The sequence below is a fragment of the Devosia sp. genome, from assembly GCF_028290625.1.
Lineage (GTDB): Bacteria > Pseudomonadota > Alphaproteobacteria > Rhizobiales > Devosiaceae > Devosia.
In genome coordinates this window covers 58967-85181 of sequence record NZ_JAQGJM010000031.1, presented here as the reverse complement: position 1 = coordinate 85181, position 26215 = coordinate 58967, and the positions used below count along the sequence as shown (strand labels likewise).

The 26215-nt window shown below is 63.3% G+C and carries 18 protein-coding genes and 1 pseudogene; 9 read left to right on the top strand and 10 right to left on the bottom strand.

Annotation, left to right across the window (positions count from 1 at the left end):
- Positions 1-4: 4 nt before the first annotated feature.
- The gene (locus tag JWR51_RS17340) at positions 5-412 is read right to left on the bottom strand and encodes a hypothetical protein (RefSeq protein ID WP_299750311.1); all 408 of its coding nucleotides are present in this window, start codon (positions 410-412) and stop codon (positions 5-7) included.
- 231 nt (positions 413-643) lie between these two features.
- A complete protein-coding gene (locus JWR51_RS17335; RefSeq protein ID WP_299750359.1) occupies positions 644-904 on the bottom strand; it encodes an isocitrate lyase/phosphoenolpyruvate mutase family protein in 261 nt (86 codons plus the stop codon).
- Positions 905-1722: 818 nt separating this feature from the next.
- Between JWR51_RS17335 and JWR51_RS17330 the strand changes: the two genes are divergently transcribed.
- Both JWR51_RS17330 and JWR51_RS17325 read left to right on the top strand, forming a co-directional pair.
- A complete protein-coding gene (locus JWR51_RS17330; protein WP_299750309.1) occupies positions 1723-2823 on the top strand; it encodes a trypsin-like peptidase domain-containing protein in 1101 nt (366 codons plus the stop codon).
- Positions 2820-5816: a caspase family protein gene (locus JWR51_RS17325; protein ID WP_299750306.1), complete on the top strand. Its 2997-nt coding sequence runs from the start codon at positions 2820-2822 to the stop codon at positions 5814-5816. The genes JWR51_RS17330 and JWR51_RS17325 overlap by 4 nt, the downstream gene beginning before the upstream one ends.
- Before the next feature lie 794 nt (positions 5817-6610).
- On the opposite strand, the pseudogene JWR51_RS24065 reads toward JWR51_RS17325, so the two are convergent.
- The 5 genes and pseudogenes from JWR51_RS24065 to JWR51_RS17305 all read right to left on the bottom strand — a co-directional run.
- A pseudogene (locus tag JWR51_RS24065) lies at positions 6611-6787 on the bottom strand (hypothetical protein); the annotation flags it as partial.
- Between the two features lie 294 nt (positions 6788-7081).
- Positions 7082-7270: a hypothetical protein gene (locus JWR51_RS17320; RefSeq protein ID WP_299750303.1), complete on the bottom strand. Its 189-nt coding sequence runs from the start codon at positions 7268-7270 to the stop codon at positions 7082-7084.
- On the bottom strand, positions 7271-7648 hold the full coding sequence (locus JWR51_RS17315) for a hypothetical protein (protein WP_299750300.1): 378 nt from the start codon (positions 7646-7648) through the stop codon (positions 7271-7273).
- Positions 7649-7843: 195 nt separating this feature from the next.
- The gene (locus JWR51_RS17310) at positions 7844-9277 is read right to left on the bottom strand and encodes a GDSL-type esterase/lipase family protein (protein WP_299750297.1); all 1434 of its coding nucleotides are present in this window, start codon (positions 9275-9277) and stop codon (positions 7844-7846) included.
- A gap of 14 nt (positions 9278-9291) precedes the next feature.
- The gene (locus JWR51_RS17305) at positions 9292-11277 is read right to left on the bottom strand and encodes a hypothetical protein (protein WP_299750294.1); all 1986 of its coding nucleotides are present in this window, start codon (positions 11275-11277) and stop codon (positions 9292-9294) included.
- 389 nt (positions 11278-11666) lie between these two features.
- On the opposite strand from JWR51_RS17305, the gene JWR51_RS17300 reads away from it, so the two are divergent.
- The 7 genes from JWR51_RS17300 to JWR51_RS17270 all read left to right on the top strand — a co-directional run bounded on the left by JWR51_RS17300 (position 11667) and on the right by JWR51_RS17270 (position 24086).
- Positions 11667-13943, top strand: coding sequence for a DNA/RNA non-specific endonuclease (locus JWR51_RS17300; RefSeq protein ID WP_299750291.1), 2277 nt, complete (start codon positions 11667-11669; stop codon positions 13941-13943).
- A 212-nt stretch (positions 13944-14155) separates the two neighbouring features.
- Complete coding sequence (locus JWR51_RS17295) at positions 14156-15274, top strand: hypothetical protein (protein ID WP_299750288.1); 1119 nt, start codon at positions 14156-14158, stop codon at positions 15272-15274.
- 15 nt (positions 15275-15289) lie between these two features.
- The gene (locus JWR51_RS17290) at positions 15290-16345 is read left to right on the top strand and encodes a MoxR family ATPase (RefSeq protein ID WP_299750285.1); all 1056 of its coding nucleotides are present in this window, start codon (positions 15290-15292) and stop codon (positions 16343-16345) included.
- Positions 16346-16354: 9 nt separating this feature from the next.
- A complete protein-coding gene (locus tag JWR51_RS17285; protein WP_299750282.1) occupies positions 16355-19060 on the top strand; it encodes a hypothetical protein in 2706 nt (901 codons plus the stop codon).
- On the top strand, positions 19057-22092 hold the full coding sequence (locus tag JWR51_RS17280) for a WD40 repeat domain-containing protein (protein ID WP_299750279.1): 3036 nt from the start codon (positions 19057-19059) through the stop codon (positions 22090-22092). The genes JWR51_RS17285 and JWR51_RS17280 overlap by 4 nt, the downstream gene beginning before the upstream one ends.
- Before the next feature lie 27 nt (positions 22093-22119).
- On the top strand, positions 22120-23160 hold the full coding sequence (locus JWR51_RS17275) for a trypsin-like peptidase domain-containing protein (RefSeq protein ID WP_299750276.1): 1041 nt from the start codon (positions 22120-22122) through the stop codon (positions 23158-23160).
- A 389-nt stretch (positions 23161-23549) separates the two neighbouring features.
- Positions 23550-24086: a LytS/YhcK type 5TM receptor domain-containing protein gene (locus tag JWR51_RS17270; RefSeq protein WP_299750273.1), complete on the top strand. Its 537-nt coding sequence runs from the start codon at positions 23550-23552 to the stop codon at positions 24084-24086.
- Positions 24087-24424: 338 nt separating this feature from the next.
- Here JWR51_RS17270 and JWR51_RS17265 read toward each other — a convergent pair whose 3' ends face one another.
- The 3 genes from JWR51_RS17265 to JWR51_RS17255 all read right to left on the bottom strand — a co-directional run bounded on the left by JWR51_RS17265 (position 24425) and on the right by JWR51_RS17255 (position 26192).
- A complete protein-coding gene (locus JWR51_RS17265; RefSeq protein ID WP_299750271.1) occupies positions 24425-25012 on the bottom strand; it encodes a hypothetical protein in 588 nt (195 codons plus the stop codon).
- Between the two features lie 81 nt (positions 25013-25093).
- Complete coding sequence (locus tag JWR51_RS17260) at positions 25094-25393, bottom strand: hypothetical protein (protein ID WP_299750268.1); 300 nt, start codon at positions 25391-25393, stop codon at positions 25094-25096.
- A 25-nt stretch (positions 25394-25418) separates the two neighbouring features.
- A complete protein-coding gene (locus tag JWR51_RS17255; protein WP_299750265.1) occupies positions 25419-26192 on the bottom strand; it encodes a hypothetical protein in 774 nt (257 codons plus the stop codon).
- Between the last annotated feature and the right edge of the window lie 23 nt (positions 26193-26215).

The following is a 26215-nucleotide window of genomic DNA, read 5'->3' as shown; positions in this document are numbered from 1 at the left end:
AGCCTCAGTCGATGATCAAGCCGCTGCCATCGAGATACTCAAGATAATTGGTGCAAACGAACACGCTCACAGCGTCATGATCTGCCCTGGCCAGTCGGCGCACTGCATCCTTGGACAGCGCGACGGGTTCGACGCCGTTATTGGGAACCCCAGCCACGTTCGCCAGATCAATCGCCGCATCAGCCAGCACCTCGTCGGGCGCGATCTGGAAATACACGTGGCCTTGCAGCTGCGTCGCAATCTTCTCGTCGTCAAGCCGGTAGCTCAAATCCACCTGCGATTTGCCGCCGCTCGAAAAGCCCCAGTCTACCACGCTCAAATACCGCGCCGAGCCCTGTCCGCTGCAATCTCGGGCCGCTGCTCCCCCCGTCACCGCCAAAATCGCCGCCAGACCAAAAATTACCGCACGCATCGCCACCTCCACTTTGCCCCTCCCTACGCCCCCGTAGCTGAACTCAAGCTGAGTGGGGTCGGCAGCCGCCGAAAGGAATTTCCCGAAGCATCCACGTCGATATCCGACGCCGTATGCTGCTAGCTACAATCGAGGCATCGAGCTTCTCGAACTCAGCCAGGCTCAAACGTTCGTACAGTTCTGAACGGGTCTGCATCTTGTCGAGACTCGATATCGTGGACCCGGTGCTGCTCATACTTGCATAGACCTTTTCCTGCGCCTTGTTCGCAACGCGGCCACTGGCCAGATGACCATTCGGTATCCAAGCGACTGAAGCTCATCTGCCGAAAGGGCCGGCGAACGTCCGAACTCTGTCATATTGGCCAGGAGAGGCGCACCTGGCAGCTTCCTGGCGAATTCGATGAAGTTCTTTCTATCCGGCAAAGCTTCAGGAAATATGGCGTCCGCACCCGCGTCCAGGTACCTGATAGCGCGCGCTAACGCGCCTACCATTAACTTCACTGGCGAAGGCGTCCGTTCGGGCGACGACACATAAATGGCGTCGGGCGCGCACCGCCGCAGCTTCGCGGCCATCTCATGGGTCGGCACGAGTCTCTTGTCGTTCAGATGACCGGCGCCGCCTGACCGACGGTTGACAGCCCCTGTCTCAGGAACCCTTCGGCTTCATCCAGTCCGGCGGCGCCAGTCTCACCTGCTTCCGTCAAGATCGCGGTCGCCGCGTTGAGCAGAAGGCCTGCTTGAAATCGTGGTGGGGCCGCCGTGAAGGTGCCGTCGAGTACGCAGTCTTTCCCGAGCGCCGCTCCGCCCCACGGAGCGCCGGAACGAGCAGCCTCAATGGCCAACAAGTATTTACCGTAAAGCCAGGGTCATCGTATTCTGCCGCGGTCTCGGTGGCGCCGATCGTCCTGCTGCGGCTCACGAAGCTTGCAATCCCACCTAGGTGGCGGGCAATCTGGGGGGCGTTCGACAGCAAGTGAGCGAACAGCGAGGCAGCACTAGGGGAGAGCAGTTCGGGGTTTGCCTCCATCGCTGCAGACGACTCGACCGGGTCCTCCCGGTTGCCAAGCTCGCCACTGCGCGTAACAGGTCTGGTGAGAATGTTGTACCGAACTCGCTCACGACATGGCCCTCTCGCGAAATGGCACAGGAAGCACCACGCCGATTTCCGGCGAGGCCGTCAGTTGAAGTATTTGCGGCAGCTCATCTCTAGACCCCTCCTCCTGTCAATTCACTTGCGAGGGGCTGTGTGAGTACAATAAAGTGCGAGGAAATGATGGCGGATCATCATAGTTTCGGACGAGGGGGACAACTTGGACCAGCAGTGGCTTGCCTCGGTGTTGCCATCGCAGCAGAAGCTCGGCCAGTTTCTGGGCGACGATCCGGTTACAGCATTGCTCGGTCTTGCGCGGAGCCGCGCACCGATAGAGTTCGGTCCTGTCGGCGACCCTGGCGACGATCCCGCCCTCAAGAAGGAGTTCGCGCTGGCCCAGGCGGCAGCGGCAGCTCTCAAGGAGAACAAGGACGCACAGCTCTCGCCCAAGCAAACTCAGGCGCTTCACGCGTTCGTGCACCTTCTCGCACGGCCGGCGCTGCGCGTCGTCGGCGGCGCGGTACCAGCAATTCCGCAATCGTGGGAACAGCTCGACACGGCGCACGACTCGGTGGTCAGCAGGACCCGTGGCGTGGGCCGCATCGATACCAGCACGCGCACGCATGTGGGCACCGGGTGGTTCGTTGCCGAGAACCTGCTGCTGACCAACCGGCACGTCGCGGGCGGACTGTGCGGCCTCGACGTGCATCGCGACCTTGCGTGGCTAGACAAGCTGCCGGCGGCAGTGGTCGCGACGAACGCAGTCTGGGACGATGACTACTCGCGGCGCGCGGTGTGGGATCCGGCAGAGGCACCCAGTGCCGCAAGCACTGCGGTTGGGGCGATCACGAGAATCCGCGCCTGCCACGCGCTCCTCGACATGGCGCTGCTTGACGTCACGGGGGTCGAGAACAGCAAGAGCCTGGTACTGCGTATGCAGGCTTCGCCACCCGCGTCGCTCGCGCGGCACGACGTCTACCTTGCGGGCTATCCCGGCGTGTCTCCTCCGTATTCGGTGTCCGAGCAGGTCGCGAAGTTGCTCTTTCCCGGCGCGACGGCGAGCGGGCTCAAGCGGGTGTCGCCCGGGCAGCTTGTCGCGCTGGTCGAGGATCTGCCGATCGCGGCGAACAAACCTCGTGCCAGCCATGACGCTTCGACGCTTGGCGGCAGCTCGGGTTCGCCGGTCATCAACTTCGACAACCACCGCGTGATGGCGCTCCACTACCAGGGTAAGTACGGAGCGGCGAACTTCGCCGTACCGCTCTGGCTTGTGAAGGACGACCCGTTCTTTACGAGCAATGACGTGGTGTTCGCCACATGACCGATCGCGCGCTGGTCATCGGGCTCGACCACTATGAGAACGAGGCATGGGAGTTGAAGGCCGCGGTGCGGGACGCCCTCGCCTTCGCAGCGTGGGTGACGGAGCCCGGCGCGGGGCGGGCAACCGCAGCTACGTTGACGCTGTTGCTCTCGCCTCACCCCGATCGCCCGGTCAAGGGTGTAAACTTCCAGCCGGCAACCAGGGACGCGATCCAGCAGGCGCTTTACACTCACACGAAGAACGGGGTTGGCGCACAGCGATTGTGGTTCTTCTATGCCGGGCATGGCCTTGCACCGGCCGGCGGCGGACCGGACGAGGCGCCGGTGGTCGTGCCGGCGGACGTTGAGGATCTGGACTACTATCGCTGGCAGCCGATCGACCTGGGCTCCTGGATCCGGCAGATGCAGGTCTGCTCTCCTCAGCATCAGGTATTTTTCGTCGACGCGTGTCGCGGCATCGTCGTCAGCGAGGATACCGTCACGGCGACAAGGACGCTCTTCTTCGACCTGTCGAAGATGGCGTCCGGCGGCCCGGCGCGGCAGGCCGTCCTGTTCGCGACAACCGCGGGCCAGCTGGCGAACGAGCAGGGCTTGCACGGCTTGTTTGGTGGCGCGCTGATCAATGGGCTGCAAGGCCAGGGGCCGACGCTGGAGCCAGACGCCGCCACGCAGGAATTCGTGCTGACGTTCGACGGGCTAACCTCGTACGCGAAGCGCCGGATCCAGCTGGCGTCGGACAAGGCGCGCCGCGGCAACAGTATTCTTCCGACCCAGGAACCTGCAGGGAGTCTGTTCGGGGTTCAGGGTTCACTCGAGATAGCACGGTTCAAGGAAAAGCCGCGGTCCTCCGTCAAGGTGTTCGTCGTGCCCGAGGGCGCCGCGGCGGAAGCTACCGCGGGCATCCGTGGCTACAATGAGTGGAAGAGAGTGTTTGAGCGCCAAGGGGAAAAGTCGTCGCCGCTTGCCGTGCCCGTCGAATGGAAGCTGTCATCGAGCAACTACCTGATTGAGATCGAAGCACCCGGCTACAAAAATTGGACGCACAAGGTCGACGTCATAGGCCCGATGGAGCTGTCCGCAGCGCTCGAACCGAACCTGGTCGTTGCATTCGAGAGCACGAAAGAGACACGTGATCAGCCCCGAGGCGGCCACGAGTTGCCGGAGCGACCCGACGGCGCAGAGCTCGCTGCCGGTGCCCGTGGCAGCCTCGTGGTACAGACGCCGGACAGATATACGCGCATTGAGGTCTTCAATCTCCGTGGGAAGCGCGTCAAGGCAGCGTGGGGCGGGCTTCAGGAAATGCTGCCGGTCGGCTCATACCGGTTAGAGATCGCACTTCCGACGGAGCGTCCAACGGTTCGGCGAGTGCTCGTCACGGCCACCGAACCTGAGGCAGTCGAGGTCCATCCCGACCCGCAGCTGACGCAGCGCCTGCCCGCAAGTGCTGGTATGATCTGGCCGCATGACGGGGTGACCGATCCCTCGGAGGCTTTCGGGACCGCGACAACGACGCACCTCGGCTCCCTGCTGGCGTGGGCCGCCGCTGCCGCCCAGTTCGACCCTGACGGGCATGGCCAGAAGCTGCGTAAGCTTGGGGTCGAGCGCTTGCCCACGACCAAAGAAAAGTGCTTCGTCCGGCTCCTAGTTGGCGATGCGATGGCGCCTCCGGTGAAAGGCCCGATGGAGACGCTGCACATCGAACTGGGGCAGCAGGCAGCAGTGCTGAAGCAGCCGCTACCCGCGCTCGCTGGATTCGCGAAGCAATGGCACGCCGAGATCGCGTTTGACACGAGCCTCACCATCGGCACCGCCGAGCTCAACCTGAAGCGCATGCCGCTGCCGTTCATCGCGGGTCACGTCTGGACGATCGTGATTGTGCGCGAAACGACCCAAGGCACCGAGATCCACCGCTACCTCCACCCGCTGGAACCGGAGCAACCGTTCGATGACACCATCCGCCTCATTGAGCAGAACTGGCGTGCTCTCGAGGCTCGCGCACCACTGCATGACGATGAGGCGGAGCGGCTGCTCGAGCGTCAGCTCGACCCCCTCAGTCTTGCCGTGCTCGGTTACCGGTTGGCACTAGAAAGTCGACAGGAGGACCTGGCCAAGGTGGTCGAGCGGCTCGGGAACGCGCCGCTCGCCGACACGCATGTGCTCGCAGCGCTGCTCGGAGAGCGCGACAAGCGCATGGCGCGTGCCTTGCGGAGCTCTTCGGTGCCCGTCGTTGGCGAAGGATATCGCCTGATGGAGGCTTGGCTTACTGATCACTTCGCTAAGGAGAACCTGCCGCCGCCGATCGCACCGGAGCCGTTCACAGGGGGACTGTGGACGGCGTTCGACCTGCGGGGTCAAGCCGTGATCTCTAAGGCATTTACCGTGCGCAACGCACCGGCCTGGGCGAAGCCGCTGCTCGCCGCTGCGGACGCCACGGCAAGGATCGAGGGGGGGCCGGACGGGGCGCACCAACTCATTGGAACGGGCTTCTTGATAGGACCCCGTAAGTTGGCGCTGATGGACGTCATCTGGGAGCTGAAGCCGAAGGTTGCCGTCTTCGGCGACGAGCGCGCCGGCATCGAGGCGATCCTCGGAACGACCAATGACGACCGCCACGCTGCCTTGGCGCGGATCGCGCCTGTGGCTCGGGCGCCGATGAAGATAAAGTGGTCGCTACCTGCAGTCGGCACCCGGATCGCAGTTATCGGACATCCGATGCTCACCTTCACCCCGACCGTCGCGACGATGGCGGCGTTCACAACGCCTCCCAGGGGCGAGAAGATGATCATGCCAGGCGTGATCGTTGCGGTCGAGGAAACGAAGCTAACCTACGAGTGCTGGACGATGGCCGGTACCGGGGGTGGCCCGATCATCGATCTCGCAACTGGCGAGGTGATTGGCATTCACCACAGCGGCAAATACGGGGGCGGAGCGATGAAGCTCGGCTTCGGAGTGCCGCTGGCAGCGATCGAGGCGCTGCTGAAGACGCCGATCTGATTCGGCCCCCCTTTCCTTGTGCGACTCGCTTTGCGCGATCTCAATCGTCAGGTAGCACGTCACACTTTGGCCGGGCTCCGGCCGATGCTGCTGCTTGTCAGCCCATTGCTCGCCCGTGGCTCAGTTGGAAGCTAAGGAAGCGGTGCGAGGCGGGAGAACGGGATCTGCTCCGTTCGCCGCCAGACGAGACCGTCGACATGAAGCGCGATCTGCTCGGCTCGGAAGGGGCTTCTGGGAAAGGCGCTCTCGGAAGATGACGGCCTACGCGCTCAGCTAAGCGCTGTCCATCGGCGGGTTCCCTCGTATCGACATAGCGCAGTCAAGCACCTCGCAAATTCCGATTTCTTCACCGATAACGGCTAGAAATTCTGTTCAACTCGATCGGTGCGGAGACGGCGAGCATGTCCGTTTTCGGCAGAAGGCTTCGACTGTCCGAATGACAAATGGGGGCGAATTGTGAGGTTCAGGTCCACTCTGATTTCACCAGCCTGTACCTGCGGCCCTTCTGGCCCCTAATTATGTCAGTTGTCGCCGCTGAGGAGGCTTCGGAGCGCCGCCAGCAGGTCGTCTAGCGAAGCTATTTGAACATCAAACCCGGTGTCAGGTTTCGATCTGCGATGCGATACGGCCCGCAGCAACATGGTCCTGGCCTGCAGCTAGGTGTCGGCATGATTGCTCTCCCAGATCACAGGTCGGGATGATGTGCATCCCGTCCGGGCCATCCACGATCTCAGGCACAAAAAGGCCGATTAGCTCCGCCACTCTAGCCGTCGCGACTCTAGAAGTCGCGACGGCTAACTCCTTCGCAAGTCGGTCGGCTTCATGCATAGCACTGTTTCATGTCGCAACGTTTTCAGCGGGCAACTCGATCTGCTGTCGACGACGGTCGCCTTGATGGCGTGATAACGTCGCGGAAGATACTTGTTGAAGAGCTCGATCCAGATTTCCTCGGCCGCGTGTCCGAGATCGGTTGGATGCCCAAGGGGTTTTCCGCGCGCGCTGCAGGTCGGAAGCCACTGACATGTTTAGCCCGTCGAGGAGGATCGGCAGGGACCAGCCCATACAACGATCTCGTTCCAGTTGGTGGCATGCCGTGCGGTGGGAGCCGCATTCGCCAAGCCTGCTTCTCGGCCGCGGTAACGTCATCGGAAATCCTGTTATCGGTATTGGCAGGCTCGATGAAAACGGCTGTTTTGATGTTGTCCCGGATATAGGCAAGCTGCGCCCAAACATTCTGCGACAGGTCGCCGTCGCGCAGGCGTCCATCAGCTTCTGCGCCTGCTGACCTGTTTCAGCAACGCGATGGCGGTTACGCGGTCGCAGAGGTCGCGGCCAACCCATTGGTTGAGGCCATCGCCCGTCGTTTTCAGCATCACCATATCGAGGTCGCGCGGACTGAAGGCCATGCCGACAACGATCCCGAGCGGCTCGATGAGGTCTGGGGCGAACGCCACCTATTCAGGGGCTTGGCGTGACCAGCGCCACGTTGTTCGCCGAGGCCAACGGGCAACACCGCCAGGGCTGGCCCCGGCACTGCCGGCGCGCCCAGGCGACACCGCCATGTCGAGCAGCGAATGGTTGATGCCCTCGGTTGGAATGGGCATCGCGCCGGAAAAGACCAGATCGATGACCGGCCGACGGCCGACTGATTCACGTCCACGATACTCGTGCCCGAAGTCGATATGTGGGTCGCGCTCGGGTCGGATCTGTGGGCCGCCGGCAGCAAGGAAGTCGACAAACAGCTGCGCCACATGCCGGTTGGTGACAATCAGGTCCTCACCGATCAGCCAGCCGGCACCGGCAAATGGCGCCGGGGAAATCGCTGATGTCAATCCGCCCCAACGCTGCCTCGAATACCCTCGATGACCTCCTGGCGGAGAACATCTGTCAAAGGTCGGTCTATAGACCTGGCGGGGCAGATTCAAGCGACGCGGACGGCTGGTGCATCCGGCCGGTGAACTTGCTCGCCAGCGCGTCGATTTCGGCTTTGCCATGCTCAATCACGGGTCTGCCCCTGCCAGTGGGCACTAGTGCGGCTCGGCCTCGTTCTCCGGCGACACGCCGAGTTCTCGGCCCCAGAACTTGCAGGTCTCTTCCCATGCCGGGTCGATACCGCTCTTGACGATCAGCGCTGCGACCAGCGGTGCGATCAGCGGGGAGACGGACAAGGCGATAAGCGCAGTGGTGATACCGCCAATGACGGCCGCCTGCTCCAGCCTGAGCACCCGCCGAAGCTCGTCGCGCTCGGCGCCGGCTTTTCCGCCGTCGTCGCACAGCAGCTTGTAGAGTTCGCGGTGCAGCCGATCGAAAATCTGCGAGCCCAACTCGGTGAAGTTGGACCACACCGATTCGGTATCACCGGACGCCATTTCAAGAGCATAGCCACCGGCCGCGTCGGGCGACAACTCCAGTATGGACGAGCGGCGGCCGATCTCGTTGAGCAGAGCCTCCGTGCTTTCGTCGAGTAGCGCGTCCACTGTCTCGGCGTCGGCGACCGGCAGAGGGCGGGAAACTTCGACTGTCTCCAGGGCGCCGAAGGGCACCTCCTCCTGCGCGGTGCCCTCTGCCGCGGCACGGATGATGCGGGCCACCTTGGCAAAGCCCGCATTGGTCGGATGCAACTCGTCGTACCACTCGCTGTCGGCCACCGTGCCGCGGCAATCGGCAATGCTGACCTTTTCACCGAAGCCGGCGGCCATGTTGCTGAGTGCGGCATGGAAGCGGTCGATCAATATGCGGATAATGGCGCGCTGCGTCGGACGATCGCTGATGCCGAGCTTGAGCATCGGCCGGCCCAGCCAGCCGCCGCCATTGGGAATGGCATAGTCGTAGCTGTGGCAGACGACCCGCTTCGCGCCGGCCTGCAATGCCTTGGCAATGAGCTCGCCATAGATGGACACATTGGTGCGGAGCAGGTCGTCAAAATTCGCGCCGATATAGTCGGCCGGCTGCATGCCCGCCGCATGGGGCTTGAGAAACTCGGCCAGCCGGCCGTCGCCCAGCAGGTCATTGCCGCCACCGCTGAGGATCAGCACATCGGGGCTTTCGGCAATGACAGCTGCGGTGACCTCGTCCTGCTTGGCCATGTCCCGCAGCAGATCGCCGGCGCCGCTGACGCAGTAGATGGCCCATGGCTCGAAGAGCTGATCGACGACATCCTCGATCAGGAAGGGGAACTGGAACCAGGAATCGCCCTCGGCGACGACGCGCAGGCCATTCCAATTCTCGATCTTGCGACGGTAGCGGGTCTGCCGACGCCATCGCGAGACGGCGTTGAGCGAGGCCAGCGCCGCAGCGGATTCGGTATCGGCGTAAGTGACCCGGGCGGGGTTGGGCACGATGCGCGGGTCGAAGGATCGGCTGTCGCTCCGGTCCAGCTTGAGATATGGGCGGATTTCGCATTCCGGAATGTCCGGATCGCTCAGCATCGCCAGCAGCGTCTGGTGGTCGATCTTGTTCATCAGTCCCTCCCAAATCAGCTCAGGACACCCAGGCCCAGTGTCGCATCGATTTCCGGCGACAGGATGCCGTCGGCCCAGCCCAGGACTTCCTGCTGCCTGATGATCAGGGCCAGCCGGGTCACCGGCCCAATCAGCTTGCTGTTGTCGGGCGCCAGCCCGAGCTTCTGCTGGAGCTTGGCAACGGCGTCGCCCTGCGAGCCGAAGCGCAGCCGGACCAGGGCCTCCAGCACCTTCTCCCGGTCATCGGTTTCACCCGCGCTGCGTAGCGACGATGCCAGGGCGGCGTCCAGCCCGGTCAGCACCATGACGCTGAACTGCTTGCCGTTGTCGAAGTTCTCAAAGGTCTGGCCCATGCCGAGCGCAACCCGGAAATCGGCCCACAGACCCGTATGTTTCCGCGACGCCATCACATAGTCGCCCGGTAATGTCAGGCAACCGAGCGAGGAAAAGCCATTCTGCCGGCGGCCGGGGTGGATATTGTCGGCCGGGGCGCATTTATGCCAGAAGTCCCGGCGGTCGTAGACGACGTCGTTGGTGCTACGCAGGGCAATGACGACCGAGGCGCCGGTGGAGTCCTGCGATAGCCGCAGCACCCCGCGTATCTCGCCCGAGGTGCCGGCGCGATGGATACCGACGGTGTAGGTGTAGCAGCCAGTCGGTAGCATATTGCCCTCGTATATGCCCTGTTGGGCCTTACGATAACCGGTAACAAGCGCATTGGCGTTGGGCACGGTGGAGGCCTTGAAGGCCCAGATCCGCTTGCTTGTCCCATCGAGGACGCCGATGACGCAGCGGTAGTCGCGGTGGTCTGGACGCTGGTCGACCAGCGTCACCGAGGTGACATTTTCGCGCTTGTCGGCGCCGACGATGCGGGCTCCGCGAAGCGCAAACACCAATAGCCCCGGCTTCACTTGGAAAGCGTTGGAACGCACCAGCAACTCGATGTCCTCGGCGGTCAGCTCGAACTCGGTCCCAGCGCCAGGCTTAGGCAGGTGGCGGTAGTCCGGCTGATCGTCGTCACTGGGGTTCCACTTGACGTCATCGACGGTGAATCCTGGCGCCTCGATGAATACTTCCTCGGGCGCCTCCGTTTCGTCGCCGACCTCATCGCTCTGCACGGCCACGTCCAAATGGTCCTCGGCCACCTGTCCGCCGGGGCTCTCGAGCGCGACGGGCGCCTCGCCAAGCACAAAAATGCTTTCGGTAAGGCTGGCTTCAGCGAGTCCGAGTTCGAACAGGTCTGCCTCCTCCTTGCGTCGGGTGGAGAGGCTCGAATTGGGCCCCCAGATGCGCCGCATCGACAGCAGCTGCTCCGGGATCTTCTCAAAGTCCGCGCGGGTGCCCGAAAGCATCAGGCGCCGGATTTCGCGCAGTTCGCGATAGCGAGCCCCATCCGCCGTGAAGCCGCCATGGCCGCGGTTGAACACCAGGCTCAACACGGCGCCGCGGCTATGAGGGTGAAGCCGATCAAGATTGTCGAGCGCGCCGTAGAGATCGCCGACGAGCTTGGGCATCTTTGACTCATCGAACTGGGCCATGGCCAGGTCCCAACCGACCACGATGTCCTTGAGTGCAACCACGAACGCCTTGGCCTTCACGACCTTGGCGGCCCGATTGGGTTCGGCCGTCTTGAAGCCTATGGCCGGCACAAGGCGTTCGAACTCGGCAGCCGGAAGCCGGCCGCCCCAGTCGCGCTGGAACTGTGCCAAAGTGTGATATCCTAGGTCGTAGCCACAACCGATGGTGATGCCGGAAGCGTATTCAGGCCAGACCGGCCGGCCCTTTATCGCCTGTTCATAGTATGGGCGACCGCCCGTCTCCCAGCGGACGACGAAATCATACGCCCTGCGCGAAATTACCTCGGACCAGGGACGATCGAGGGGGGTGGACTCCAGCGTGTCGCCGCCGCCTTCCTCGGAGGCTTCCCGATACCCGCGCATCTCGACGAGCGCCGCCTCCTCAACATCCGAAAAGCCTTGATTTTCAAGGGACGAAGTCATGGCCAACCTCTCTCACTCGGGGAGGCAGACAGTCGCCCAGAGTTCAGTATTGAATATTTATGACAAACAATAAGCCTCTCGGCGATACTGACCGGGCCCAGAACAACCGTCAATCCGTCTCAATCCTCAATTCCAATAAATAATCCTCTGTCTATAGCGTAGAATACATACTATTTTCCCTTGTGCCCCGATATCTCACCCCCGTGAGGCGGGTTGTTGCTTGTCACGCGGGGTTTCGCTGGCAATTGATACTTTGGACAGAGCCGGCGCGTTGGCTGCGGTTGTGACTGAGGCCTGGAAATCGGAGCGACTGCGGCCGGCGGTGAGACCCACCGGTTGGTACGGATTTCGCGAGGAACTGCTCCACCGCCGTTCCCATTGGAGGACGCATGTCGACGCAAAGGGAAGACCGCATCCGCAAGTACTTCGAGCTGATCGCCGGGCAGGGTGGAGTCGAGTCGGTACTCGCCGAGGTTGATGCCGCTGCCGGGGACGGCAGCCTCGAGAGCATGGCGGCCACGACGCAGACAGTTGGGGCCGACAAGGTCAACGACGCGCGCGTCGGAATGGAACAGCTGGCGCTTGGGCGGGACGTGTCGATCGACCAGTTGGCCACCATCGAGGCGATCATTATCCCGACGTTGCGCCCGGTCTATGATGTGACCGATAACTCGTTCGGCTCGACGCCCAGCGGTTCATTGGTGACGCCCGGCAACGCGCTGTGGACCAAGCTTTCGGACGACCTGACGCTGAAACGGCGCATCGAGGCCGCACTGCCGGCGATCGGCCGGATCGAGCTGCCCGGACGTAGCGACATCCCCTACGGTGGTACAGGCTTTGTGGTCGGTCCGAACCTGCTCATGACCAACCGTCATGTGGCCGCCATCTTCGCACGTGGCCTCGGCAGCAACGTGCATTTCCTGCCGGGCCGGCGGGCCGGCGTCGATTTCAAGCGTGACGATCGGGCCGGCATTGTGTTGGCGATCCGCGCCGTCCGCATGATCCACCCCTATTGGGACATGGCCATCCTCGAGACCGATGGGCTGTCTGGCAGCATCCGGCCGCTCGCATTGTCGCTGTCGGATGCCCGCGAGCTAGTGGGCAGCGAGGTGGTCGTGGTTGGCTATCCTGCCTTCGATTCGCGCAATCCGGCCGATGTTCAGGACGATCTCTTCAATGGCCGGTACGGCATAAAGCGTATGCAGCCCGGGCTGCTACAGGGTGGCTTCGGCGCCGAAAGCTTCGGCAAGATCGTGCCGGCGGCAACCCATGACTGCTCGACTCTGGGTGGCAATTCGGGGTCGGCGCTGGTCAGTCTCACGACGGGTGAGGTGGTAGGGCTGCATTTTGCCGGCCGGTATCTCGAGCGCAACTACGCGGTGCCTTCCAGCGCGCTGGCACTCGACGCCAGGGTGGTCGATGCCGGCGCCAACTTTGCCGGCAGCGCCCCCGGCGGCCCGAACGATTGGGGCGATTGGTGGCGGCGCGCGAACACTGCGGTTCGGCCACGCTCCGCCCTCGAAAACGGTGACCAGGGTGACAGCGGCAACGGGGGGGATGGCGGCGACCCGCCCGACATCGACCTGCATGCGGCCGGGCCGGGCGGCGGCGGCTCGGTAACCTTCGAGGTGCCCCTGCGCATAACGGTATCGCTGGGAGCGGCGGCCGGCCAGCAGGTCTCCCTCGCAACCGAAGCGGTGGCAGCCAGGAAGCCGACTCCCCCGGGAGGCAAGTTCGTGCCGAGATCGGTGGCGGACTATGCGGACCGCAAGGGATACGACGAGACCTTCCTCGCCGGGACGGTGCGCGTACCGATGCCGGAAGCTGCTGACCCTGCGGTACTGGCGCCACTCAAGGGCGGTGGCGTGCGCCTCGACTACCAGAACTTCTCGCTCATCATGCATGCCAGACGTCGGCTGGCTCTGGTGACGGCATCGAACGTCACCGAGGAGTTGGCGTTGCGCGAGCCAGAGCCGGGTCGCGATTACTCGCGCAAGGGACTGTTCAGTGAACGCTGGTTCGCGGACCATCGGCTCGATGCGCAGTACCAACTGCCCGACCGCTTCTACAGCAAGGATGGCGGGGCGTTCGACAAGGGGCATATCGTCAGGCGCGACGACGTTGCCTGGGGAGAGCATTTCGACACGTTGCTCAAGGGCAATGTCGATTCGTTTCATGTCACCAACTGCTCACCCCAAGTGGCAGGGTATAACCGCTCCGACAGCGGCACAGATAATTGGGGCGACCTTGAGAACCACGTGCTTTCGGAGGCCGCCAGTGAGCGGCTCTGCGTGTTCGCCGGGCCGGTTCTCAACGAGGACGACCGCGTTTTCGTCGGCCACGGGGCGGATGGCACCGTGCTTCGTGCCCGCATCCCGTGCAGCTTCTGGAAAGTGGTTGTGGCGCGGACAGCCGATGGAATCGCCGCGTTCGGATTCGTCCTCGAGCAGAACCTTGCCGACGTGTCGCTCGAATTCGCGGTTGCTGAAGAGTTCGTCAAGAGCCTCAAGCCGCTCAGACTGATTGAGAACATGGCCGGCATTGTCTTCGACGCGAGCCTACACGAGGCCGATCAGCATGACACGGTACGGGGACTTGAGGTGGCTCGCCGCGCCGGGGTGCGGTCCGCAGCAGATGGTTTACCCACCAACCAGCGGGGATTGTGAACGACATCCGGGAACGCCACATAGATGGGATGATCTGACCTGGCGAGAGGAACGCCGGCCTGAGCAAATGATGTGAAGGTGAGGCGCCCCTTCCATCATCCTTTTCTTGGCGAACCGCCTGAGGAACAGACGACTAATTCGCTCATTACTTGCCAACTTGCGATGGCGCCTTCCTTATGCCACGATTGTCTAACGGCGGGGCTGTTCTGACTATGTCAATTTTAGACGAATTCCCTTTTCCCATCGACAAGGAGCCCGCTCAGAAGCTCGTGCGGGTGATGGCGGCACTGTACAGGTCCGAGAGCGCAGCAGTTTTCCTGGTGGCTCCCCTCGGGGTCGACCGCTTTTCCATCACGCCCAATGCCAACCCGCTAGGACTGTGGTACGAGCTCATGGACAAGTTGGCGGCGGCGGGAAGCGTTCGCCGCGCCGTTGAGGAGTGCATTCGTCAGCATTCCAACAATCCTGAGCGACCCTTCCTTGAGGAGCTGCTCGCAGGCCAGCAAGTCGTCAGCAACCCCGGGCAAAAGGTACGAGATGGCCAGATCGAAGATGCCATCGCCCGGCGCGTGCAAAATGCGAAAATCCTGATGGACCGGGACGTACCCGAGTTGAAAGTGCATCTCGTTCGCCACGACGCCACCAACCCCGGCATTGTCCATGTCCTCGCCGCACACCACCGTGACAACCACCCCAATTTCCTCGAGCGGATCGCAGTGCTCTCGGTGCCGCGCCGAAGTGGCGTCGCAAGGGAGGACGAACTTCTGGCCGCCTTTCTTGGCGAAGTCCCCCGCGACATCGACAGCTGGAAGCGCGGCTCGTTGACCTGGGACCTCGGTTCGCCCGAACGTGAAGCGCTGTGGTTGATCTCCAAACAGGTGGAGGAGTATTTGGACGAGAAGTCGCCAGTTCTCCTCGAGGCAACGATCGACGTCCCTGGTGTCTCCGAAATTCGTGAGCGCAGGATGGTGACCGCGCTCGCGCAGTTCTGCGCCACCAAAGCGATCGCTCCCGATCGCCTCCAGATCTTCGTCATCTACCATGACAGCCGCGACGGCGCCGACCGGAGCAAACCGCTGCGCAAAAAACTGTCGGGGCCCTGGTCGTCCGAGAAAAGGCCGCCCGGCGGTGGCGCCTGCCTCAACCTCGACGACCTCAGGCGCGGCGAGCTCAACGACTGGAGCGTTGCCCTTGAAAAGGCCTGGCAGGTGGGCGCGGGCAAACTCACCCGCGGGGTCGCGGTTGCTTTCAAAAAAAATCAGATGCCAATGCGCAGTGCAGAGGATTGTGTTGAGCCGTTGCTGAACCGGGCTATCTCGGGCCAGCTTTGACGATTGGGGGGTTCCATGTGGTTTAACAACTTCTCGCAGGCGCTTGGCGAAGATAATCCGGGGACGATCGAGGAAGACGGCCGCGAGGTCGCCGACAAGGGACGCGGCTACGTCTTCACTCCCGAGTTGGTTGCGGCGATCGACGTCGCGATCGGTCTGGGGCGCCCTCTCCTCGTTTCGGGTGAGCCCGGCTGCGGCAAGACCGAGCTGGGCTACGCTGTCGCTCGCCACATGCGTATTCGACGTGTGCATTCGTTCTCCACCAAATCCAACTCGGAAGCGCGGGACCTCTTCTACAACTACGATGCGTTGAGCCGCTTCCGCGACGCCAACAGCTCTGGGGATGGACCAGACACAGGATACGACGTCGCCGACTACATCGAGTTCCGGGCGCTCGGCCGCGCCATCCTCGACTCCCATCCACGCGACGCGGTCGCCCATCTCCTGCGCGGCCGCCGCGCCTACCAGCACCCCGGCGAGCCCGAACGCTCGGTGGTCATCATCGATGAGGTCGACAAGGCATCGCGCGATTTCCCCAACGATCTCCTGCGCGAGATCGAGGACCTGGCGTTCCGGGTGCCGGAACTGGGCCGCCACGGCGCCGCTAATGAGAGCGAGGCGGAGCCCGTGACGCCGGGCGCCATCGACCCGGCCGTCCGGCCCATCATCATTGTCACCTCGAACGAGGAGCGTCAGCTGCCTGACGCTTTTCTGAGACGCTGTGTGTTCCACCAGATCGGCTTCCCCTCGCCGGATCTCCTGGCGCGGATCATCGCCGGCGGCATCGACAAGCGATTGCCCGACCGCGGTGCTGGCTTCGCTCTGCCCGTTGCCGACCGCGACCTCCTGACCGATCTTCTGAAGAAATACCGCGATATGCGCCTCGACAAGCGCCCGGGCATTTCGGAGGCTATCGACGCTGCGGCGCTGCTCGCCTATCCCGACTCGCCAGAACCGCCGGGGGTCTGGGACCGCGTCCGCGCGGCGATGCCGGCGCTGGCGAAGCTGCGCTCCGACCGCGACCAGCTCAAGACGCTTATCGACGGCCTCGCGCCTCCGACGGTGACGTAGGAGGATCCGGTGTCGGATATCGGCCCGCTCCATCGGTTCGTTCCCGACGTCGACCGGCTTACCGGTTTCTTCGATCGTTATGAGGACGAACGGCGCCGTGCGGGGATCGGCACGGCGCTCGTGCGGATCTCGCCGCAGCAGCGCATCGACGCGGTCGTTACCATACTCGGCCTTAATGCGTCCGGCTGGCGTCGCCTGCCGGATGAGAAGGCCGAGGATCTGTGGCTGCGATTTCTAAGGCCGGTGCTTGCCGAAACCGGCGAGTCCGCACTGGCGCTGGAGGCCGCGGTGGACCGATCCGGCCTGCCCGGCGTCTTCGACCCGGCCGTCGCCGGCAAAGAACGGCCGGAGCTGGAAGAAGACCCCCCCCCGAAAATACCTACAATGCCACTGTGGAGGTTACTCCTTCATCTCCTTGTGGAGACTGGCCAGAAACTGCTGACCGACCTACGGGTTCTCGCCGTCGGCGCAGCGATGATCGCCGTCGGCGTGGCGGCGATCGTGTTTGGCCCGAAGGTCGTCGACACCGACCGTTGCGTTGCACCTCCATGCATCGTCGCATCACGCGTGGTGGCTGTTCCCGACGTCATCGAACAAGTCCCCCTCATCGCCGATCCATTCGGCGACAACTATCGGATCGCCCTCGACATCGTCCTGCGCGCGGTTCAGCAAGACGGGGGCGCGATCACGCCGCACCGCCTCGCGGAGTACATGGCTGGGGAGTCCGATCGCTACACCGATCCCGCCATCTTCCTCACCGTCATGATGGCGGCGTGGCCGCAGAGGATCGATGAGATCATCCCGGATACCACCGACGGTGCCTACATCCTGTCGCGCTACGCCGCGGCCTTTGCCGCGCTCGATCATGGAACGCCGACCGAAACCCGGCGCCCTGCCCTTAATCGCGACACCGGGTCCGATACTGTCCGCCGAACCCGGCTGGCTCACTACGCCGCCAGCGGCATTGATGGGCCTAACGTGGTAGAGGGTAGCACCGCTTCATTCATCCTCGATGACTGGTTGCGCTGGATCACCTTCCTCCCGGTCCTGCCGGCGCTGATCTGGGCGTGGCTCACCGCTCTTCCCGCGTTCAAGGCGCAACTGACCAATACGGCTTTTGGTGCGCGCGGTTCGCGTCGGCAACTCGCTGCCGCGGATCTTGCTGTTACCGCGCCGCCTCCGGCGCGAAAGCTGGTCCGCAAGATCGCGTGGCGCGAGCCAGGTATCGCCCGGCGCATCGATGCTGAAAGGAGTGTCCGCAGAACCATCGCCCGGGGAGGATTCCTCTCCATCGTGATGCGCCGCAAGCCGCGCACCTCGGAGTTTGTGTTCCTGGTGCCGCGCCTGCGCGTGAACGATCATGAACGCGACCGCGTCAGTCGCTTCATCGACGCGCTTGAGCGCGGTGGACTCAGCCTCTCGGTCTACGACTACGACCCGGACCCGCGAACCCTGCGGCCCCGCGCCACCGGTCCGGGCGGTACATCGGGTGAGACCCAGGTGCTCGACCTTCGCGCCCTGCGTGAGGCGCAACCCGAGGCGCGGCTCGTCCTCATCACCGGAGGCGCCGAACTTGTCGATTACTTCTCGCAACGTCCCCTGCCCTTCGTCGCCGAACTTGCCGCCTGGCCGGCCTGCATGCTGCTCACCCCCACCCCTGTGGGCGAATGGGGCGAGCGGGAGATGAACCTGGCCGACGCGCTCGGCGCAGTCGTGGGGCGCGCCACCGCCGAGGCCTTTACCGATCTCGCCGTTGCATTCGGCGAACGGCCGCACCTCCCGCCAAAGCCGGACCGCCGGGGAGACGACGATAGAAGAGAAAGCAGCGGCGAAGGGGCGGCGAACGCGGGGACATTCCAGCGGCTGGCCGGTTGGCTAGACGATGCCGAGCGGCTGCTCGACATCCGTCACCGGGCCGCGCGGCGCCCCCGCCGAATCCGTCTCGACGATCCCGCTATCCGCTCGGACGCAGCGCCGACGCAACTGGAGCAGCAGGCCTTGGTAAACGAAATCCAGGCATGGCTCGGTTCGGTTGGCTTCCTCTGGCTGGCCGCCTGCGCAGCGTATCCGGAGCTGCGGTTCGCGATCACGCTCTATCTGGGCCTGAACATCAAAACGCGCCCGTACCCGGACGCCTCCGAACGCCCCCTCTACAGCGAGAGGATGCTCGCTCAGCTGTCGCTGCTCCCCTGGTTCCGTGTCGGCCGCATGCCGCCCTGGCTCCGTCGGGCGCTCTTTTCCAGGCTTTCCGCTGCCGAGCGCGCCCGTATCCGAACCGTTGTCGACGCCATGCTCAACGCTGGGGTCGCACCCGAAACGGCCAGTGGGTCGGCAGAAACGACGCTCAACATCTGGACACCTGACAATCGTGGATTGCAGGCGCCGATCGACGCTGTAATGGCCGATCTCTTGTTCCGGGAAACCAGCGACATCGCGCCGGTGTTACAGGGCGGCGCCTTCTCCGCCCTCTTCCGGGGCGCGGCGCTGCGCGTTTGGTGGACACATTCCATCGTGGTCGGCGCCGTCGCGCTCTGGTGTCTTGCAGCCTATCTGCTATGGCCAGCCTCGACGATTCCGCCCCAGCCCGCCGGAATCTGGCTGCCCATCGGTGCGTTTTTCATCACCAGCATGGCCATCACGGCAATCGCGGGCGCCGTCTGGTTCGTCCGCTTCATCCTGCGTGTCCGCGACGACCGGCTGGAGGCCCTGGCATGACTGATGCCCGTCCCCAGCTCGAAGGGATGTCAGAGGAGCACGATCGTCGCTCCGAAGAGAAAAACGCCCACATCGAGCCCCCACCCGCGCGCGATCGTGTGCCTGAACGGCGCTCGCTGCTGTTGCGCGCGGTGGCGTGGCTGGTGGCCCTCGCCGTGCCCGTGTTTATTGTCTCCCAGCTCGTTCTGCCTCCGATCCTCGGCTACCTCACGCACATCTTCGTTCACGGTGGCGTTCACGCGCTGGAGATCAGCGGCGACGGCAGCAGTGATCCTGTCACAGCCCTGAAGTGGACGTCAGGTTCGGAGCGCCTCTTCGTCGGAACCGTCTCAGGGCGCAGGTTGGTGTTCGACCGTGCGGGCACCCTTATCGCAGTAGAAAGCGCGACCGGCTCACCCATCGTTGGCTTTTCCTCGACCATCGATCCCAGCTCTATCTACCCCATCACGCTGGCCTCGCGCCAAACCAGCAACGCCGTGACCGGGGATATCGCAGCCAAGCTCCACTCGGGTCCAGAGACCTGCGTCAGTGGCTATGTCTGGCGCGCGGCATTTCCGTCCGACCTCATCTGCGTCACCCCGGAATCGCGCGATCGCGCATTCGCCGACAATGCCGCGGCCCAGGCCGGTCAGACGATGAGCTGCGCGGGCGACTTCCGGCCTGGATTCTTGATCAGCACCACTGATGCGGGAATGACGGTTTGTTTGTCATCGGACGGGACCGTTGTCATCCCGCCAGATGTCGCCGGCATCGAGGGCTGCTTCGGTGATCTCGTCCCCCGGCTGGCGGTTCCTGATGATGTGATCTGTGTGGCCGCTCAGACCCGTGACGAAACCGCAGAAGAAAATCGTCTGGACCAGTTCCGCAAAGTTCTCCCGCTCGCCGCCCGCGAGGGTGACACCCGCCTCCGCTACGAGGGCGTCGAGGGCGAGCACGGCATGCTCGCCGTCTCGGGTAACTTTGTCCTTGCCGGCAGCGAACCCACCGGCGCTTCCACCACAGCGCAAGACGCCGCAACCGGGAATGGCTTGTCGCAGTGGAGCCTCGCCGAAATACCGCCGGTCGAGGTGAGCGAGCTGTCCGGCATCTTCGACGCTCGCGTCGTCGCCGCCATACCGGACTCCCCATTCGTCGTCGTGGGCGATGGCGCCGGAGGCGTCTATCTGGTTGAAGCCTCCGCGCAGATTTCTGGCGTGAACCCGCTCACACTGACGACTGACCTGGGTCGCCACGAGGCGGCCGTCACCGCGATCGCCGTGGCCGATGCGCTATCTGCCGACAATCCGAGCTTCGCAACGGCCGCCGAGGATGGATCGATAAAGGTTTGGTGGGTCTCCAGTTCCAAGGTCACCCTGATCGATGGTGCAGACGTGGTTGAGCCCGGAACCACGTGGCAGCGAGGGCCGTCCTATTCCGTCAAGGACTACTTCGGCGCCGTCAGCGACGCCGACCAAGGTTACTTCGTTGCCGACGATACTATCTTCAGCTTCGCCGACGGACAGACCCTGACGCCGCTCGTGACAATCGCCGGTGGCTGGAGGCCACCGATGGCGTTCTCGCCCAACGGTGATCTGCTGGTCGCCAACGACCCCAGTGCCGGGATCATAATCTACAACCTGAAGGCGGAGAGTACGGTGGTTCCCGCCGCCAGCGTCAGCAACCCGGTCGACTTCGCCTTCAGCCCGGATGGTAGCCGTTTCGTCACTGCGACCAGCGACAGCGAAATCCTTATGACCGACACGTCCGGCGTTCCACTGTGGGCCTACAACACCGCAGACGCGCTCACAGTAAGCCCAGTATCGGTAGCTTACAGCCCCGATGGCAGCATGGTCTCGGCCCTGCTAACGGATGGGAGGCTCCTGCTGCTCCAAGCGTCAGACGGCACCCTGCTCGCCGAATACAGCGTTCCGGCAGCAATCCGTTCTAGCATTGATTCACTCGCACCCAACATCGCCTTCGGACCATCGGGCCGCACGGTCCTGATCGCGATGAACGGCGTCATTACGACCTATTCAATCCGCAGGCAGACATCGAGTGAGAAAGATCCCTCGGGGATCCTTCAAGGTCTCAGCAGTGACGGCACGCGATACGCCTCTCTGGGCTTCGGTTTATCCGTGGGAGAGGTCGAGACGCTGAGGGAATCCCCGATAAGAGCCGATCTTGTCGGCAATGCACGCCTCTCCGCGCATGGCACCGTCCTTGCTACTGAGGACAACGGAACCGTCGATCTCCTCATCGAGGGCCCGCAGGACAACCCCGACGACATCGTCCCGCCGCCGCCGGTTGCCCAGGACGGCCTTCGTATCTCCGCCGATGGCTCGCGGCTTCTGCTGCGCGAACCAGGCGGCGCACTTCATGTCGCTGATCTCACCGATCCCAACGAAGGCCGGGTGACGCTCGTCCCTATCGCGTCCGGTCTCGTTGCGACCGCCGCAGAGCTCTTTCCCGATGGCAACACCGTGGTTGCCGCGGATGCGTCCGGCGTCATCTCTCTCATCGACATCGCGACCGACGATCTCACCCAGATCCACGGCCACGGCAATCTCGTGAACAAGCTCGCGGTCTCCCCCGACGGCACGCTTCTCGCCTCGGCCGATCTCGATGGGCGCCTCCGCATCACCGACCTCACCCGCATTCGGGGCATCTCCGGGCTGCCCTTCGCGGACCTTGCCTCCACCACCGGCACATTCCGGCTCGAGACCCGCTATCTCGATGCGAGCACCAGGCCGGGCGTCCAGCTGTTTTTCCAGTTCGCCGGCATGTCGCGCGAAACGGCCCAGGCCTGGAGCGCCGAGCTGCAAAAGCTCGGCTGGTCCATCCCGGGCGAGGAAGAACGCCCGAGTGAGGCGGCCGGCGTCAACGAGGTGCGCCACAATCCCGAAGACGCCATTACCGCGGGGACGCTCGCAGACGACTTGGTGGCGATGGGACGCAATGTCACCCGTGTGCAAACGACCATCATCAAGCCGGGGACGATCGAAGTCTGGATCAGTGACGACACGTCCGTGGTCGCCGCAGCGGCAGCGGAATGAACGAGATCGAAACACAGCGAGGATCGCATGGCCATTGTAGACGAGTTCCCATTCCCCATCGGCAAGCTCCCCGCCCAAGAGCTTGCGCGCGTCATGGCCGGGCTCTACCGGACCGAGCGCGAAGCGCTCGCCCTGGTTGCGCCTCTGGACGTGGATCCCTTGGCCATAGAGCCGGGGCAGAGCCCACTCAACCTCTGGTTCGTGCTGCTCGAAAAACTCGCCGCGGCTGGACAGGTTCGGAACGCTGTCGAGGTCACCCGCGAGCGGTTCCCAAACAACCCCAAGACGAGCTTCCTCGAGTCGCTGCTCGCCGATGAGCCGGCGCCCGTTGACGCGGCGGTAGGGTCGAACCCGAAGTTCAACGACAGCGTCACCGAACCCGAAGCGCTGCTGTTCCATGACGACCTGACGATGCCCACGGGCAAGATTCCCGGCCTGATCGCGACCCTGACCAGGATGTCGGAACTGGCCCCCGCGATCTGTCTGCTGCGCGTCAAGAATCTGGCGGGCAGCTTCTTCGGTACGGGCTTCCGGATCGGCGACGACAAGGTCCTCACCAACCACCATGTGCTGTGGCCCAAGTCGCAGATCGCGGCCGAGGTCCATGCCGATTTCGGGTTCGACGTCGACGCCAGTGGCGCAAGTCTCGCTGTGATTTCGATCAACGGCGACGTCGGCACCATCAAGGGCGAGGAGGACGACGACTGGGCGGTGATCGCGATCCCCGGCATGGACAAGAATTGGCCCGTGCTATCGCTAAGCGCGGCCACGGTGCCCAAAGTCGGAGACGCCGCCTACATCCTGCAGCACCCGGCCGGTCAGCAGCGGCGCCTTGGCTTCGTCCGCAACACCATCAGCGATGTGGACGAGGCGCGGGTCAAGTACATCACCGATACCGAGCCGGGATCCTCGGGGTCGCCGGTCCTCGACGCCGACGGCGGCCTCATCGGCCTCCACCACGCCGGAGGCCGACCAGTCGAGGTTGCTGGGTTGCCCCCGGTCTCCAAGAACGAAGGCATCCGCATCAGCCGCGTCCTCGAGCGTCTGAAGGCAAACGGTCTCGCATGATCGCGGGGGCGCCGGAACCCGGGAGCGCCCCAGTGCCTCAGTCTACGCCAGCAGACTGCGTCAGCAGGACACATGGCCCTCTGGATTGACCGAGATCGCTCGACCCTCACCAGCACGTCGCGTCCCCGCGCAAGAAGGCTCGATCGCGATTTGAACATTTCCATAGAACGTGATCAACGGCCGATTAGAACTACCCGCGGGGTCGGTTCACAGAGTCCGCTTCCGGGAATTCAAGGTTGGCGCTCTAATGGCCAGAATGGGGCGCATTGCGGCCGTACACCCAATCAACAAGGAATGTCCGCACAACATCCTAGACATCAAGAATCATGGCGAACCTGCGGATGAGTCAATTCGGATGCGGGAATCGTAACACTTAACTGGTATTCATCTTGGCCGACCCGCGCGTCCTGCGGGCCTTCCGGCGCAAGTCCGGTCCAGCTGCGGCGAGGTGTGGTTTGATTTCCACTGGGCAGGACCTGATCGGCAATCTTTCCGTCGTAACACTGTTTGTATTCGCGTGGGCCCAAGCCCGGCACTCACTAAGCAGGTTCGGTGGTACGGTTCGTAATTCGATCTTCGGCGTAGCCATGGGTCTTGGCGCGATGGCCAGCATGGTGATGTCGGTAGAATTCCAGCCCGGTATGCATGTCGATCTCCGCTCGACCCTGCTGGTTCTTTCTGGGTTTTTCGGGGGACCGCCAGCAGCAGCCATCGCCGCTTGTACGGCGCTTGCCTGGCGTATTGCCGTCGCCGGCACTGCCGCATGCGCTGGCGCCATACTGATCGTTTTGGTCGTGCTCATTGGATTGGGAGCACGCCAAGCCTTCGGGGGTCGTCAACTGACCCGTGGCACGGTGTGGCGGTGGGGATCGCCGCCGCCCTTGCTCCGTTGGCAGGGTTTATTCTCGCTGCGCCACCCACTTTGATGCCGATGCTGATTAATGTCGGTCTGCCGCAGGCTTTGCTCAACATTGTCGCAACAAGCGCGGCTAGTTTGGTGTTCCTGCAGGCAGAGCGAGTCTGGGGTTGGATCCGGGGAACAAGCGACAGCACGGATTTTCCTCGCGGGGGGGGGGCGGCGCCCCTCATACCTCGCATGTTAGGCCGCATACCGCCCACACTCCTACGCTCACATCTTGATTTAGCCAATTGAGAAATAATTGTTCTTTCGGTTCTGGTCTTTTGAGGAAGCCCGCGATCGCACAATTGCTCCTCAGAATTCAGAGGTGCAAACCCTGCGGAAAACGCGGGTTTTCGCTATGCTTTACGTTGGGTCTGTCCGAAGCTCGAGGATGTTGGTGAGGTGCGGGTCGATCTGGGCGGTGGTGTCGGGACCGTCCCAGGTGACTTCCGCCGTCCGGGTGCGGCCGCCACCGGTCACGCGGATATCCTTGAAACCATAGCGCTTGAGCTCGTCGCCGACGCGATCGTTGGCGGCGAACTGCTCGAGCCCTTGGAGACGGTGGCGCGGTAACGGTGACCTTTCTTGACCGTGAACGATGCGCCGTTCGCGAGCAGGACGGAGTCCATGCTGCCAACGGAAACGGACCGCCGAGGATAGTATATAAACCTTGGCCTTTGTCTGCCGTCCAGACCCCGTCCATTCGCGCGAATTCGGGCCGGTGCCACCATGTGATTCATAGGTGACGCTTTGGTGGACGATAACCACGTGGCCAACGCCACTCGCTGCATCTTGGGGACGCAGGAAGGCGATGCGGATGATGCCGTCCTTCTTGCCGGCGTCAGCGATCGTCGAGGCGGCGAAGCCTTTCTCACGGATCCAGTCGTGTTGGACTACCGAGCCGTCGGGAAACGGTCCCTTATTGGTGGCGCGGCGGATCGCTTCGCGCACGAAGCCGCTGCAATCAACTTCTTTGAAGGCCTTACCCGGAACTGCGCCATAGAATGGCACCCTTGGCGCCGAGGCCGTAGGTCACACGCGGGTTTGAGGTGGTGCAAGCGGTGAGGAAGGCGGCAACTTGCTAATGTCTATCGCGAGGGTTGGGGTCGTGGCGGCGAGGGCCATTTCCTCGACGCCGCAGCCGGGCGCGCCGATATTGGCAAGGACGCGAGCGGTAGCGAGGTCGGCTGTTTCGCTGACTTCGTTCCGTCCCGGGTTGGCCGGATCGGCATCGGGCCGAGCTTTGCCGGCGGCAACGCTCTTCACCGTCGTTGCTTTGGCGCCCGTCTTGGTCGCCTTGGCGATCGTGGATTTCGTTTTGGCCTTCGCCATTTTGTCCCCCTCTTGCTTTCGTGCGCTAAATTTCGATCTCGGCGACACTGCCGACAATGTGTTCTTTGACCTTTTCCCCGATGGCGTCGCTGACGTCCGCGAGAACGTCCTCATCTATCGCGAGGTTGGCACTCGAGGTTCGGAGCTTGGCGTTGCTGCCTGCGAACTTGAAGAACAGGATCTGTGTCGCCGAGGCATTCGCCTCAATATGATAGGCTGCGAGGTTGATCCGCGGTTCGCGGTTGGGGCCGACATCGACGTAGCTGATCTGAAAAAGTTGGGCTTCCGCGTGCTGGCTGGCGCGATCGAAGATTGTGACGAAGGGCTGTCCGTCTTCCATGGCAGCCAGGCCGTTAACGACGCCGAGGACGAGCGACGCGGCACTGACGACCGGCCCCAATGCGAGGGTGAGGACCTTGATGATCTCGCGGTGGACCTTGGAGCCATCGCCCGATACGGTCTGGAGCGCGGTCTCATCGCGCTCCACGAGCCACCCGCACTTCTTCAGAATCGTGAGGTACGACCGGTACCAGGTGTCGTCGCTCGAGTGGGGGTGGGTCTCGATCCAGCGGTCGGCGGCAAGCTGTGCGAGTAAGAAGCTATTGATGATGGTAGAGCGAAGCTCGACAGGGACGCCCTTGGCAAATTCGGAGATCTGCGAGCCAACGGTGATGATCTGCGGCACGTCGGGCTTGTAAGTCGGTGGGGTGGGCAGTGTTACTTCGGCGGCAGCGGGCGCGGGTCGTTCCGCAAGGTCGAGCTCGGCGATGTACTGTCGTATTTCCTCGATCGATGGCATGCGCTTACTCCTGGTAGACCGCG

What these genes read in the sequence shown, in the direction of transcription:
- JWR51_RS17335 (WP_299750359.1), bottom strand. Translation starts at nt 904, where the DNA reads ATGGTAGGCGCGTTAGCGCGCGCTATCAGGTACCTGGACGCGGGTGCG.
- JWR51_RS17275 (WP_299750276.1), top strand. Translation starts at nt 22,120, where the DNA reads ATGGCCATTGTAGACGAGTTCCCATTCCCCATCGGCAAGCTCCCCGCC.
- JWR51_RS17290 (WP_299750285.1), top strand. Translation starts at nt 15,290, where the DNA reads ATGTGGTTTAACAACTTCTCGCAGGCGCTTGGCGAAGATAATCCGGGG.
- JWR51_RS17260 (WP_299750268.1), bottom strand. Translation starts at nt 25,393, where the DNA reads ATGGCGAAGGCCAAAACGAAATCCACGATCGCCAAGGCGACCAAGACG.
- JWR51_RS17325 (WP_299750306.1), top strand. Translation starts at nt 2,820, where the DNA reads ATGACCGATCGCGCGCTGGTCATCGGGCTCGACCACTATGAGAACGAG.
- JWR51_RS17295 (WP_299750288.1), top strand. Translation starts at nt 14,156, where the DNA reads ATGTCAATTTTAGACGAATTCCCTTTTCCCATCGACAAGGAGCCCGCT.
- JWR51_RS17305 (WP_299750294.1), bottom strand. Translation starts at nt 11,277, where the DNA reads ATGACTTCGTCCCTTGAAAATCAAGGCTTTTCGGATGTTGAGGAGGCG.
- JWR51_RS17310 (WP_299750297.1), bottom strand. Translation starts at nt 9,277, where the DNA reads ATGAACAAGATCGACCACCAGACGCTGCTGGCGATGCTGAGCGATCCG.
- JWR51_RS17340 (WP_299750311.1), bottom strand. Translation starts at nt 412, where the DNA reads ATGCGTGCGGTAATTTTTGGTCTGGCGGCGATTTTGGCGGTGACGGGG.
- JWR51_RS17300 (WP_299750291.1), top strand. Translation starts at nt 11,667, where the DNA reads ATGTCGACGCAAAGGGAAGACCGCATCCGCAAGTACTTCGAGCTGATC.
- JWR51_RS17255 (WP_299750265.1), bottom strand. Translation starts at nt 26,192, where the DNA reads ATGCCATCGATCGAGGAAATACGACAGTACATCGCCGAGCTCGACCTT.
- JWR51_RS17280 (WP_299750279.1), top strand. Translation starts at nt 19,057, where the DNA reads ATGACTGATGCCCGTCCCCAGCTCGAAGGGATGTCAGAGGAGCACGAT.